The following is a 13403-nucleotide window of genomic DNA, read 5'->3' as shown; positions in this document are numbered from 1 at the left end:
AGTGGTGTGGTGGTGGGGGGCGGGTCAGTCCCATAGCGTCACGATGTGGCTGGCGGTGGGGGCGGTTGGAGGGTCCGGCAGGCGCACCAGCAGCCCCAGGGGCAGGGTGGGACCGCGTGCGGCCAGGCCGGGGTTCAATGCGTAGGTGGCTTCGGTGACGCCCGCGGTCTGGCCCAGGTGCCGCAGGCACAACTGGTCCACGGTGTCGCCTTGTTGGGTACGCACGGTGAAGGGCATGGCTAGATCAGCTCACTGGTCATGCGCGGCTGGCCCAGGATGTCGCGCACAGCGTGCAGGGCATCACGGCGGTATTCGTCGGCCTGCACGCGCCGCCCGTCCTCGCCGCGTTCCGCGCGCCCCGTGGCGTCCGCGTCGGCGTAGCGTTCGGCCAGATCGGCCTTGGCATAGGCGTACACGGCACGCTCAAAGCGCACGACCTGCAGGCTCTTGCCGTTGATGTGGACGGCGGGCACGCTGGCCAGGGTGGCGCAGCCGTTGGCCTGCTGCTCGGCAGCCCAGGCCGCCAACTGGTCGATGACGTTGCCCAGGGCCGCAGTGGCGGCATGCTCCAGCCGCTGGGTGGTCACGCTGCCGTCCACGGCGACGTTGGTGCGCACCAGCTCCAGGGAAATGACGGGCCAGAACGGACCAGCATCCAGGCTGGTCTGCAGCGGCGGGGCAGCGGGTTTGAGTGCGCGTTTGTCGGTGGCCAGCTTGGCCAGCATGAGTTCGTAGGCGCTGCCCTTCAGTTCGGTGCCGAAGGGGCTGTCGTAGTCGGTATGGTGGCAGTGGTAGCCACGGTCGGTCATGCTGGTCAGGTCGCGCGTCTGGCGGGCCTTGTTGGCCGTGTTGGTGCGGCCCGCAGCTGGGCCGGACAACGACAGGCCCAGCTTTTGGCCCTGCTGTTCGTCCACTGGGACGATGTTGATCTGCCCCAGGAAGCTGCTGGATTCCTGCATGGCGGTTTCCAGCTTTTGCTGCACGGATGGGGCCACGGAGAAGGTCTTGTCCGTGTCACCAACGGCGACGGCGGAAAGGGCGGCCACGCGGGCCAGGTAGTGATTGAATGCGATGCGGCTCTCGTTGCGCATAGTGAAATCCTTTGGAGTGATGGAGGGTTGCGAGCGCTGGCAGGTCAGAATTCGGCTTGCACATGACCGTTGCCGCCGCTGGCCTGTGGGCGGCGGGTGGGCTGCTCGGTGCTGTCCATGGCGGCGAACTGCTGCTGCAGCTTGTCGAGGTCGGCGCGCAGGGCGGTTACGGCCTGGTCGGTGTCGGCCTGGTGCTTGGCGGCCTGGCCTGCATGCTCGGCAAAGGTGTCGCCCATTTGCTCCACGGTTTCGGCCACGGCTGCAAAGCGGGCATCGTCGGTGGCACCCTTGCCGGTGAACTTGGCCAGGGCGGCCTTCATCTGTGCCTTGAACTTGTCCAGGGCGCCGGCTTCGGCGTCATCTTCGAATTCCATGGTCAGTGGCTCGGCCACGGCGAACACGTCATCCGGTTGTTCCTTGCGGCTCTTGAACGGGCTGGCGTCGGGGTTCTGCGCGGCAAAGGCCAGCATTTCCGTGCCCAGGCTGGCGGGGTTGTCGGTGACGGCCAGACCGGTCAGGTACGCCTCGCCGGTGTCGGCGAAGCTGGGACGCACCTCGATCGAGGCGTAGATCTTCTGGCGCTTCTTGTTCAGCTCCACCAGTTCGTCGGTGGCTTCCAGCTGCGCGAACAGGGCCAGCTTCTTTTTGCCGCCGATGTCCACCTCTTCGGTCTTGACGGCCAGCACATCGCCATAGGCGCGGAAGTCGCTGGAGGGGCTGTAGCCCCGGATGTGCTCGATGTTGATGCGTGCGCCGTAGACCTTGGGGTCATAGTTCTTGGCGATCTGCAGCAGCCAATCGCGGTCGATGGTGCGACCGTCAGAGGTGGCGCCTTCAACGGCGACACGCAGGAAGCGGGTTTTCTTGGGCATGGGGCTGGGCCTCGCTGTGGTGGATGAATGTCTTGCGGGGTTGCAAAGACTTCATGGTGCGCAGCGGGGCAAGCTCTCTCAAGCCGGTGCTGTTGTGGCGGTTCTGGTGACGGATTCGGACGCTGGAGCGCAGACACCCGCCCCGGAAAACTGCCTGCTATGCAGGAAACGATCAACACACAACAGGCCAGAGAAGGCGAATCGCCGGACTTTGCCGCGCTGCTGACCGCGCAGGCCCACGTCGATGGTGCGGCGCGCCAGGTGGCAGAGCTGGCCGATGGTTCGCAGCCGCGCACGGTGGCCCGGCACATGTACTGGACCGGCTGGCGCATCAAGCTGATTGCCGAACACCTGGGGCTGCCGGCCAGCACGGTCTACGGCTGGTGCAAGGCGGAGAAGTGGGACGAAGCCAAGCCGCTGGAGCGGGTGAACGGCACGCTGGAGCTGCGCCTTGTGCAGCTCATCATGCGTGAGAGCAAGACCGGGGGCGACTTCAAGGAAATCGATCTGCTGGGCCGCCAGCTGGAGCGCACGGCACGCATCGAACGCTATCAGGACACTGGCAAGGAGGGCGACCTCAATCCCAAGATTGCCCATCGCAACGCAGCCCCCAAGCGCAAACCCAAGCGCAACGAGTTCACGCAGGAGCAGATCGACCAGCTGGTGGAGATTTTCCACGCGGGCAATTTCGTCTATCAAAACCGCTGGTTTGAAGCGCAGCAGGAGCGCATCCGCATTCTGCTCAAGGCCCGCCAGCTGGGGGCCACATGGTATTTCGCCCGTGAAGCGCTGATTCGTGCCATCACAGAGGGGCGCAATCAGATTTTTCTGTCGGCCTCCAAGGCCCAGGCTCACCAGTTCAAGAACTACATGATTGCGTTTGCGCGCGAAGTGGACGTGGACTTGAGCGGCGACCCGATCATGCTGTGGAACAACGCGGAGCTGCACTTTCTGGGCACCAACGCGGCCACGGCCCAGGGGCGCAGCGGGGACTTCTACTTTGACGAGTTCTTTTGGGCGGGCAACTTCAAGGAGCTGAACAAGGTGGCCAGCGCGATGGCCACGCACAAGCACTGGCGGCGCACCTACTTTTCCACGCCATCGGCCAAGAGCCACCAGGCGTATCCGTTCTGGCTGGGCCAGGACCGCAACAAGGGGCGCGCCAAGTCCAATCAGGTCCAGATCGATGTGAGCCACCGCACGCTGGCATCCGGCATGCGCTGCGCGGATGGGCGTTTCCGCCAGATCGTGACGATGGACGACGCGGTGCGCCAGGGCTTTCACCTGGTGGACATCGAGGAGCTGCAGGACGAGTACCCCCCGGACGAATACGCCAACCTGTTTGATTGCGAATTCATCGATGACAGCAATTCGATTTTCACGCTGGCCCTGATGCAGCCATGCATGGTCGATTCCTGGGAAGTGTGGGCCGACGACTTCAAGCCCCTGGCCACGCGCCCATTCGCCCGCAAGCCGGTGTGGGTGGGCTATGACCCGTCCTATACCGGCGACACCGCCGCCCTGGTGGTGCTGGCCCCGCCTGCTGTGCCTGGTGGCAAGTTCCGGCTGCTGCACCGCCAGCAGTTCCGGGGGGCGGACTTTGACGCCCAGGCGGAATACATCCGCTCCATCACCCAGCAATACAACGTGACGTTCATGGGCATCGACACCACGGGCATGGGGCAGGGCGTCTACCAGCAGGTCATCAAGTTCTACCCCCAGGCACGCGCCTACCACTACGACCTGGCGCTGAAGTCGCGCCTGGTGCTCAAGGCCCAGCAGGTCATCACCAAGGGTCGGCTGGAGATGGACCACGACTGCACCGATGTGGCCGCCTCATTCATGGCCATCAAAAAGGTGCTTACCCCCAGCCAGCGGCATGTGACCTATCACAGCGGGCGGTCTGACGACATCGGCCACGCCGACCTGGCTTGGGCGGTGATGCACGCGCTGGATAACGAAAACCTGGCCGGTGATGTGCTGGGTGGCAATTCTTCTGTGGAGATTTACGAGTGAAAAGAACGACGATGAACGCCGCCGCGCACGATGCTGGCGAGATGGAGGTATTCACCTTTGGTGAGCCCGAGCCCATCGACCGCCTGCGCCTGCTGGACTATGCGGAAGCCATGTTCAACGGCAAGTGGTACGAGCCGCCCTACCCGCAGGAGGGCCTGTCGAATGCGTTTCGTGCGGCGCCACACCACAGTTCAGCCATCTTCTTGAAGCGCAACCTGCTGACCGCGCGCTTTGTGCCGCATCCACGGCTGACGCGCGAGACATTCAGCGCCTGGGCGCTGGACTTCTTGGTGTTTGGCAACGCCTATCTGGAAAAGCGCCGTGCACTGACGGGCCGGGTGCTGCGCTATGAGCATGCCTTGAGCCGCTACACACGGCGCGGCAAGGACAACCGCTATTTCTACGCGCCCAACTACGCCGAAGAACATGAGTTCGCGCCGGGCTCGGTGTTCCATCTGCGCGAGTACGACATCAATCAGGAGCTGTACGGCCTGCCGGAGTACATCAGCGCCCTGCAGGCCGCGATGCTCAACGCATCGGCCACGATGTTCCGCCGCCGTTACTACGAAAACGGCAGCCACGCGGGCTTCATCATGTACCTGTCGGACGCTGCCGTGGGCAACACCGACGTGGACAAGCTGCGCGAGCAGCTGCGCCGCTCCAAGGGGCCGGGGAATTTTCGCAACCTGTTTGTGCATGCGCCCAACGGCAAGCCGGACGGCCTCAAGCTGATTCCCATCAGCGAGGTGGCGGCCAAAGACGACTTCAGCGCTATCAAGAACGCCAGCAAGGAAGACGTGCTGGCCGCCCACCGCGTACCGCCTGGCCTGCTGGGCATCATCCCCAACAACACGGGCGGTTTCGGCAACGCCGGCGAGGCTCGCAAGGTGTTCATCGAAAACGAAATTGCCCCGCTGGAAACCAAGTGCATGACCATCAACGAATGGGCAGGCGAGGAACTGGTGCGGTTTGCGGACGCCCAGCAGGGCACCATGCCGAATGGTTGACTGCCCCCGGCCATAGCCAAGAAAACCCAACCCCCTAAGGTGCCGCAGGCACCTTTTTTTGCGCCCGATGCGCCCACCCCCTCACCACCCCCGCCCGCGCGTCACCAGGGGGCCGTTTCGGCCCCCTGCCACCCCCTTCCAGCCCGTCGAGGCACTTCCCCGCCTCAACCCCACGGCGCGCCACATCGCCCCCACCGCGCCTGCCCGCTTCGTGGGGCGCAAATTACGTGCAGGTCGGCGGCACGGGAATGGCTCCAGGCTTGGCGCGGGGACCAGATGACGGCCCTAGCCGATTTACGTGAAATTACGGGAGTTTTATGTGTGGGTGCGCTGGTGTGCATGTGACTGGCTGTTTGCAGCCGATGCATGCTGAAATCTGCACCATTTGTCCCATGTATGTCCCGGCTGTCATTTTTTTATTTATAAAACAGCACGTTACTGGCCCCCTCGACAGGAATCGAACCTGTATCTGACCCTTAGGAGGGGTCCGTTCTATCCATTGAACTACAAGGGGACGCGGGCGGTATTGTAAGTGTTGCCTGCGGGGCTGACGGGCAAACCGTGCATGCCAGCCCCGCCGCTGCGGATCAGTCCTTGCTGCGGGTGTAGATCAGGTCCACGGCGGTTTGTACCCCCGTCTGTCCCCGCAGGGTCAGGCGGCGCGACAAGTCGTAGAAGATGTACAGCGTCCCCATGGCGCCCGACAGGCTTTGCTCATAGGCGACGTACAAATCCTTGGACAGGCGCTTGCCCACGGTGACGGCCGCACCCTCGGTGCCGTCGTCGCTGGGGCCCTTGAAGCCCACCTCGTCCAGCCCCAGCTGCCCGGCAAAATTGCCGCCCGTGTTGCCGCCGCTGAGCAGGGCCAGCGCTGCCTGTTGCAGGAATGCGGTTTCCGCGCCGTTGGTGGCGGCGCTGCGGCCCATGACGACCCAGGACAGCTTTTCCGCGTCCGACATGTCGGGCTCCGAAAACAGCGTGACCAGGGGACGGTTGGCACTGCCCGTGACCTTGACCCCCGCTCGCACCGCGATGTTCGGGCGGATGGCGGTGATGTCGATGGCCGGGTTGGCATACGGCCCGCTGAAGCGCACGGTGCCTTTTTCGACGTCCAGCGCCTGGCCCCAGGCGCGGTAGCGGCCATTCACGGTGTGGACTTCCCCGGTGATGCGCGGTCCGTTCGCCACCTGCAGTTGTCCCTCCAGGCGGGTGGTGATGCCATAGCCTTGCAGGGCAAAGTCGTTGCCCAGGTCGATGCTGACCTGGATGTCCGGTGGGCGCACCGCCCGCACCGTGCCGGGGGCCTGGGCCTGTCGGGCAGCCTGCTCGGCCTTCTCCTGCGCGGCCTTGCGGCTGGCGGCGGAATGCACGTGCACGTCATCGTCCAGGGTCGGGGCCGAGCTGTCGGCCAGAATGATGGTGGCGCGGTCCACCTTCAGGCCGCCGCGCAAGGTGACCTGGCCTTCCTGTACCGCGGCTTGCAGGTTGCCGCTGACGCTGACCTGCCGGTCGGCGCGGATCAGCACCTGCAGGCGCTCGGCGACGGCGCGGATGTCCATGCGCATGCCGGAGCGGCCTTCGCCCGCCTGCGGGTCGTATTCCACGAAACCGCTGCCGGTCAGCGTGCCGCCGTCCTTGGGCGCCTGGGTGAGGTTGCCGCTTTGCCCCAGGATGCGCGTGCTGCTGCCCTCGCCGCCCTTGAAGAACAGCTCGGTCAGGTCCAGCCGCGTGCCCTGCAGCTTGGCGCGCAGACGGCCCTCGCGCAGGTCCACGCCGTCCAGCAGGGAGCGGATGCTCAACTGGTCGGCGCTGAGCACACCGCTCCACTGCGGCGCACTGCGGGTGCCGGAGAGCGTGACGTCGGCATTCAGGCTGCCGCTGACGCGCCATCCGGGTGGGGCGAACAAGGCCCACAGGCCGATGTTGGGCATGCTGGCCTTGAGGGTGCCCGACAGGGGGGCCGTCTCCGGCCAGGCCAGGCCTGCGGCCGTCTGGCGCAACTGGCTGCGCACATCCGCCTGCAGCTGGCCTGCGCGCTCGGAATTCCAGGTCAGCTGCGTGCGCACGTCATTGCCCTGGGCGCCGATCTGCAGGCGCAGGTCCTGCAGGCGCGTGCGCATGCCGCGGCTGGTCAGCAGCGCGCGCGATTGCATCTGGCCGGAATCGGGGTTGACCTCGCTGGCGCCACTGCTGCGCACCACGGTGACCGGGGCCGCCTCGCTGTCTTCCACCGACAGGCGGATGTCCCCGCTGGCCCGTTCAAGCACGACGTCGGCGCGCAGCGCACGCCCGGTGCTGTCGATGTCCCAATGCCCTTGGACCACCAGGTCGCCCGCAATGCCCGCTGCCGCCAGCAGGGGCTGCTGTGGGTTGGGGCTGAGTGCATCCACCCAGGCCAGGGGCAGGCCTTCCAGCCGGCCCTGGTTTTGCAGCCCCCAGCTGCCATTGCCGGCCTGGCGCAGCAGCACGGGTGACCAGGTCAGGTGGACGTTCTGGGCCCCGGCACTGGCGGGTGCGGTGACCACCAGGCGTCCTTCGCTGGCCTGGATGCGGGCGGTGCGCACCGGGTTGCCGGTGGTGCGCTGGCTGGCGCTGAGCGGCGCGGCCAGCTGGGCCCGCCAGGTGGCGTCGGCCTTGCCGGTCGGGCTCCAGCGGACGGACAGGGCCTGGATGCGGGCCTGCCAGTCCATCGGTGCGGCCCCCTGGGCCTGCAAGAGTCCGGCGGTCAGCGCTGTGTCCAGCGACAGGGTCTGGGTTCCCGATTGCAGCTGGGCCTCGGTCTGCAGCTGCAGGTTTTCCGGCGTGCCGGACAGGCTCAGCTGCAACTGCTGAAGCAGGCTGGCCGTGCCGTGCTCTGGCGTGTAGCGCAGCGCGCGTGCCTGCACCTGGCCCTGCAGGCGCAAACCGCTGGCCTGCTGGGCGGCGGCCGGGTTGAGCAGGCGTTGCTGCAGCTTGTTCCAGCCGCCTTGCCACGCCAGCTCCACCTGGGCCTGGCCCTGCAGGCTGGCACCCGCCAGCGGATCACGGCCCAGGGGCAGGCGCGACAGCCACCGGCCCAGCTGCTGGGCCTCCGTGATCTGCAACTGCAGCTTGCCCTGGCCGCTGTCGGGGCCGGCATCCAGGGCCAGTTGGGCACGGGTGCCGGGCACCTGCAGTTCCAGCTGGCCTTGCAGGTGCTGGGTGTCGGTGTGGATGTCCAGCGACCGGGTCTGCAGCAGGCCCTGCAGCGCCTGGATCTGGACATCGCGCAGCTGCAGCAGCGGGGCTTGCCAGCTGCCTTGTGCACGGGCCGACTCCAGGCGCAGGGCCCCTGGATGGCGGGCGCGTGCAGACTGCAGGTTCAGTGCGAACTGCACCCGCTGCGCAGCATCCGTCTGTGCCTGCAGCGTGCCCGCAATCGGGGCAGCCTCCAGCGTGCTGTACAGGTCGGCGGGGTTGACGCCCGCCAGTTCGACCGTGCCTTCCACCGTCTGCGCCTGGGCGTCCCAACGGGCCTGGGCCTGCAGCTGGCCTTCGCCGGTGGTGCCCAGATCGATCCGGGCGCCTTGCAGCAGCCAGGTGTGCAGGCCGTCAAAGCGCAGGTCGGCGCTCAGGGCCCGCACTGGCAGGGCCTGCCGGTCCCAGGGGCCGGGCAGGCGGTTGTGCAGGTCGGCCTGGAGTTGCCAGCCCTCGCCCTCTGGGCCGGCCTGCAGCGTGCCGTTCAGGTCGGTGCGGGGGCCGCCGGGCAGGAACAGGGCCGCGTCCACATGGCGCAGCTGTACCTGTGCCGCTTCCAGCGGCTGGGGTCGCCAGGGTTGCAAGGTGGCGCGGATGTCGGCGGCCAGGCCGTTGTCCTGGCTGGCGGCCGGGGTGGCCGTGCCTGCCTGGGCGGTGATTTCCAGGCGCGCGGCCTCGGTGGCCAGGGTGCCTTGCACGCTGGCCTTGGCCGTGATGTCGAGGAACTGCTCGTCCTGCTGGGGCAGCGGGGCCTTGACCGTGCCCTGCAGCTCTGCATGCAGGGCCATCGGGGCGGCCGCCTGCAGGCGCAGGTCGGCTTCGTAGAAGCCTTGTGCGTAGCGCAGGCTGCTGACTTTCAGCGTGTGGTGGCTGCCGGTGTAGGCGTAGTGGCCCTGCAGTTCGGTGACCACGGTTTCCGGCGGGCCTTCCCAGACCAGGCGCTCGATGCGCACCGGCACGTCGATGCGCACCGGCAGCAGCAGCGACTGCAGCGGCGTGGGCGGGGTGTCGTCCTCCGGTTGGGGGGTGCTGCGGATGCGCAGCGCGTCCATGTTCACCTTGCCGAAGCGCAGCTCGCGCTGCAGCAGCGGCTGCAGGCGCCAGGCGATGTCGGCGCCTTGGATCTCGACCTGCAGCGCCGGGCTGGTCCAGCGCAGCCAGTCGATGCGGCCACCGTGCCGCAGGCTGCCTTCGATGCCGTCGGCCTCCAGTTTCTGGTCGGCCGGCATCCAGCTGGCCATGCGGGCCAGGGTGCGCGCCAGGGAGTCGCTCTGGCCCGACCACCACCAGGCCAGGCCCAGTAGGCTGGACAGGGTGATCAGGCACAGGGCCAGGGTCCACAGCAGTCGCCGCAGCCAGCGGCGGCGACGTGGGGAGACTGGTGCCGCCGTCGGGGGGGGAGACGACGCCGGAGCGAGGGTAGGTTCTTGCCGTTCTTGCATGGAATCAGAAATTGAAGCCCAGGCGCAGGTGCAGGCGCACCTTCTTGGTTTCCAGGCCGTAGGCCAGATCCGCCTGCAGCGGGCCCACGGGGCTGCGCCAGCGGATGCCGGTGCCCACACCGACAAACACGGTGTAGGTGTCCAGCGCGTCCGTGACCGTGCCGGCATCGACGAAGGTGGCGTGCTCCCAGTCGCTGCGGTTGCCGGCCACCGTGATGGGGCGCTGCCATTCGACGCTGCCCGAGGCCATGTAGCGGCCGCCGATCAGCTTGCCGTTGTCGGTGCGCGCGCCAATGCTCTGGTAGCTGTAGCTGCGCACGGTGGTGTCACCGCCCGACAGGAACAGCTGGGTGATGGGCACCACCGTGTTGCCGTTGGCAATCACGGCGCCACCGTTGGCGCGAAAGGCCAGCCGGCTGCGGCGGCCGGTGTCGCCCTCGGCACGTTCCAGCGGCAGGTAGTACAGCCAGCGCGCCGCCATGCGGCCAAACGGCTTACGCTCGGGGGTGATGGTGTTGCCCGCGCCCACTTCCCAGCCCAGGCCGTAGCCGCGCGTGGGGTTGGTCGGGTTGTTGAAGTAGCGGCCCGTCCAGCCATAGTTGAGCGTGATGGATGAGCTGGAGGGTGGTGCCCCGTCGCCCTGGGCCTTGGCCATGTCGTACTGCAGGTAGTAGCCGCGGTCGATCTTGTCCTCGCTCTTGCTGCGGCCGGCGACCAGGGTGGCGCTGTTGGCCATGTAGTCGGCCAGCTCCTCGCGGGCGGCCTTGGCGCCGACGAAGTAGTTCCAGCCGCTGTAGTCGGGCAGCGAGGTCAGGCGCGTGGACAGCAGCGGGTTCTTCTGGTCCAGCTGCAGCTTGCTCTGGGCGCGCCAGCCCAGGTAGGGCACGCGGTTGTGGGTGTGGTCGATGGAAAAGCGAAAACCGGTGTCGGTGCTGACCCCCAGGCCGTAGATCCACTTTTGCAGCTTGGCCTCGCGCACCTCGGCGATCACCGGGGCCTGCACCTCGGTGTCGCCCGGCTGGGCGACCTCGGTGGCCAGGGTCAGGAACACCGAGTCGTAGTAGCCGCTGTTGGCCAGGCGCTGCTGGGTCTCGAGCAGCGTGGTCTGGCGGTATTCCTCGCCCACTGGCAGGCGGGCCAGACGAATCAGTCCCGCAGGGTTGTAGCGCTCGGCGCCCTGGATCACCAGGGGGCCGAAGGAATAGGCGGGGCCCGGGGCATAGTCCATGCGCAGCTCGGCCTCGTTGAGGTCGGCATCGATGTCGGCGCGGCTGTCCACCAGGCTGGCCGTGGGGTAGCGGCGGTTTTGCAGGCGGCGCACGCCCTCGTTCTTGGCGTTGCTCCAGGCCGACTGGCTGAAGCGCTCGCCGTTGAAGCGTTCCAGGTCCCGGCGGATGCCTTCGCGCATCCCGCGGCCTGAAGGGTCCTCGGCATTGGTGCCGCTGAAGCTGATCTGCGTGCTGCGCACGATGGTGGCGGGGCCGGGCTCCACCTGCACGCGCACCTTGCGCGGGGTGTCGCTGCCGCTGGGGGTTTCGATCAGTTGCAGTTCGATGGTGGGCGAGAAATAGCCCAGGGTGCCCAGCAGGCTGCGGATGTTGGCGTCGGCCGCGCCGAGCAGGCGGCTGAGCTCGCTGCGGCGCAGGTCGCTGAGGCGGCGGTACTGCTGCAGTTCCATGTGCTGCAGCAGCAACTCGCGCACGTCACTGGGCGCTTCGACTTCGAGCTCGAAACTGGGAGGACCGTTGCCGCTGGCATCGTCGATCGGGTTCTTGGACAGCAGGCTGCAACCGCTGAGCAGCAGCACGCTGGCCAACAAAAACGCCGGCCTCAAGGCCGGCGTGTTTGCAGGAAAAGGCTTGAGCATGGATTCATTTTGACAGCAGCCTCATGGATTCCTCCAGTCCTTTCAAAGTCAAGGGGTACATGCGATCGCCGATCAAGCGCCGGATGATGTCGATGCTCTGCCGGTATTCCCAGACCCCCTGCGGCTCCGGATTGATCCAGGCGTGGTGGGGAAAGGCGTGGGTCAGCCTTTGCAGCCATTCGGCGCCGGGTTCCTCGTTGTTGTATTCGACGCTGCCGCCAGGTTGCAATATTTCGTAAGGACTCATGGTGGCGTCGCCCACGAAGATCAGTTTGTAGTCCTTGTTGTACTTGCGGATGATGTCCCAGGTGTCGAACTTCTCGGCAAAGCGACGGCGGTTGTTCTTCCACATGAAGTCGTAGACGCAGTTGTGGAAGTAATAGAACTCCAGGTGCTTGAACTCGCTCTTGACCGCCGAGAACAGCTCCTCCACGCGCTGGATGTGGTCGTCCATGGTGCCGCCCACGTCCATCAGCAGCAGCACCTTCACGTTGTTGTGGCGCTCGGGCACCATCTTGATGTCCAGCCAGCCGGCATTGGCGGCGGTGCTGCGGATGGTGTCGGGCAGGTCCAGCTCCAGGTGGCTGCCCTGGCGTGCGAACTTGCGCAGGCGGCGCAGCGCCACCTTGATGTTGCGCGTGCCCAGCTCCTGGGTGTCGTCGTAGTCGCGGTAGGCGCGCTGCTCCCAGACCTTGACGGCGCTGCGGTTCTTGCCGGGGCCACCGATGCGCACTCCCTGCGGGTTGTAGCCGCCGTGGCCAAAGGGGCTGGTGCCGCCGGTGCCGATCCACTTGTTGCCGCCTTCGTGGCGGCCTTTTTGCTCTTCGAGGCGCTTTTTCAGCGTCTCCATCAGCTCGTCCCAGTCCATCTTCTGCAGGGCGGCCTTCTGCTCGTCGGTCAGCTCCTTGTCCAGCAGCTTGCGCAGCCACTCCTCGGGCAATTCCTTCTTGAAGTCGGCCACCATCTCCACGCCCTTGAAGTAGGCGGCGAAGGCGCGGTCGAACTTGTCGAAGTGCTTTTCATCCTTGACCAGGGTGGTGCGCGCCAGGAAGTAGAAGTCGTCCAGGCTCCAGCCGTCCTCGCTGCGCGGGCCGACCACGCCGGCCTGCAGCGCCTCCAGCAGCATCAGGTATTCCTTGACCGAAACCGGCAGCTTGGCGGCGCGCAAGGTGTAGAAAAAGTCGATCAGCATGGCAAAGGGCTTTCAAAAAATGAAGCTTTCAGCGCAGGTGTTTACTGTGTTTCAAGGGCTTTTATGCCTGAAATCAAGCAATACCAGGCGCAAGCTGCTTCAGTTTTTCAAGCAGGCGCGTGTGGGCTGCCGGCCATTCTGCGGCCAGCATGCTGTACATCACCGTGTCGCGCACGCTGCCGTCGCGGCGCAGGGCGTGGTGGCGCAGCACGCCGTCGCGCTGCGCACCCAGGCGGGCGATGGCCTGCTGGCTGCGCGTGTTCAGGATGTCGGTGCGCCAGCCCACGACGGCGCAGCCCAGGGGGCCAAAGGCGTGCTGCATCAGCAGCAGCTTGGCGGCGGTGTTGACGTGGCTGCGCTGCACGCTGGCGGCGTACCAGGTGTAGCCGATCTCCAGGCGCTGCACGGCGGGCACGATGTCGTGGTAGCTGCTGGTGCCCAGCACCTGGCCGCTGGCCGCGTCCAGCACGGCGTAGGGGCAGCGCGTGCCCTGGGCCTGCATGTCCAGGGCCAGCTGGATGTAGGCGGTGGTTTCCTCGGGGTGCGGGACCCAGGTGACGCGCAACTGCCACAGCTCCCCGTCGGCGGCCGCCGCTTGCAGGCCGGCGGTGTGCGCCAGGCTCAGGGGTTCCAGGCGCAGGCCCCAGCCTTGCAGCGGGACGGGGGGGGCAAACGGTGTGGCAGTCAGTGCATCAGGCAT

At 66.6% G+C, this 13403-nt stretch carries 9 protein-coding genes and 1 tRNA gene; 2 read left to right on the top strand and 8 right to left on the bottom strand.

Going from position 1 to position 13403, the window contains the following annotated elements; genetic code table 11:
* Nucleotides 1-24: 24 nt before the first annotated feature.
* The 3 genes from KAQ61_RS12680 to KAQ61_RS12665 are packed head-to-tail and all read right to left on the bottom strand — an operon-like array spanning nucleotide 25 to nucleotide 1963.
* On the bottom strand, nucleotides 25-225 hold the full coding sequence (locus tag KAQ61_RS12680) for a tail protein X (RefSeq protein ID WP_420839322.1): 201 nt from the start codon (nucleotides 223-225) through the stop codon (nucleotides 25-27).
* A gap of 14 nt (nucleotides 226-239) precedes the next feature.
* Nucleotides 240-1091, bottom strand: a complete 852-nt coding sequence (locus tag KAQ61_RS18865; RefSeq protein WP_244982888.1) for a head completion/stabilization protein — start codon at nucleotides 1089-1091, stop codon at nucleotides 240-242.
* 44 nt (nucleotides 1092-1135) lie between these two features.
* Nucleotides 1136-1963: a GPO family capsid scaffolding protein gene (locus KAQ61_RS12665; protein WP_210929395.1), complete on the bottom strand. Its 828-nt coding sequence runs from the start codon at nucleotides 1961-1963 to the stop codon at nucleotides 1136-1138.
* Between the two features lie 159 nt (nucleotides 1964-2122).
* Here KAQ61_RS12665 and KAQ61_RS12660 point away from each other — a divergent pair, with 159 nt between their 5' ends.
* Both KAQ61_RS12660 and KAQ61_RS12655 read left to right on the top strand, forming a co-directional pair.
* Nucleotides 2123-3979: a terminase large subunit domain-containing protein gene (locus tag KAQ61_RS12660; protein WP_210929394.1), complete on the top strand. Its 1857-nt coding sequence runs from the start codon at nucleotides 2123-2125 to the stop codon at nucleotides 3977-3979.
* 11 nt (nucleotides 3980-3990) lie between these two features.
* A complete protein-coding gene (locus KAQ61_RS12655) occupies nucleotides 3991-4986 on the top strand; it encodes a phage portal protein (RefSeq protein WP_210929393.1) in 996 nt (331 codons plus the stop codon).
* A 439-nt stretch (nucleotides 4987-5425) separates the two neighbouring features.
* Here KAQ61_RS12655 and KAQ61_RS12650 read toward each other — a convergent pair.
* From KAQ61_RS12650 to KAQ61_RS12630, 5 genes are all read right to left on the bottom strand, one after another.
* Nucleotides 5426-5500 (bottom strand) — tRNA-Arg (locus tag KAQ61_RS12650).
* 73 nt (nucleotides 5501-5573) lie between these two features.
* A complete protein-coding gene (locus tag KAQ61_RS12645; RefSeq protein WP_210929392.1) occupies nucleotides 5574-9644 on the bottom strand; it encodes a translocation/assembly module TamB domain-containing protein in 4071 nt (1356 codons plus the stop codon).
* 4 nt (nucleotides 9645-9648) lie between these two features.
* Entirely contained in the window at nucleotides 9649-11511 is a 1863-nt protein-coding gene (locus KAQ61_RS12640) for an autotransporter assembly complex protein TamA (RefSeq protein ID WP_210929391.1), read from the bottom strand.
* Between the two features lie 4 nt (nucleotides 11512-11515).
* A complete protein-coding gene (locus KAQ61_RS12635) occupies nucleotides 11516-12703 on the bottom strand; it encodes a vWA domain-containing protein (RefSeq protein WP_210929390.1) in 1188 nt (395 codons plus the stop codon).
* 73 nt (nucleotides 12704-12776) lie between these two features.
* Nucleotides 12777-13403: a GNAT family N-acetyltransferase gene (locus KAQ61_RS12630; RefSeq protein ID WP_210929389.1), complete on the bottom strand. Its 627-nt coding sequence runs from the start codon at nucleotides 13401-13403 to the stop codon at nucleotides 12777-12779.

This window comes from Comamonas aquatica (assembly GCF_018064205.1).
GTDB classification, from domain to species: domain Bacteria; phylum Pseudomonadota; class Gammaproteobacteria; order Burkholderiales; family Burkholderiaceae_C; genus Comamonas; species Comamonas aquatica.
The sequence above is the reverse complement of the archived record's forward strand: the minus strand, read 5'-3'. Positions and strand labels throughout refer to the sequence as shown.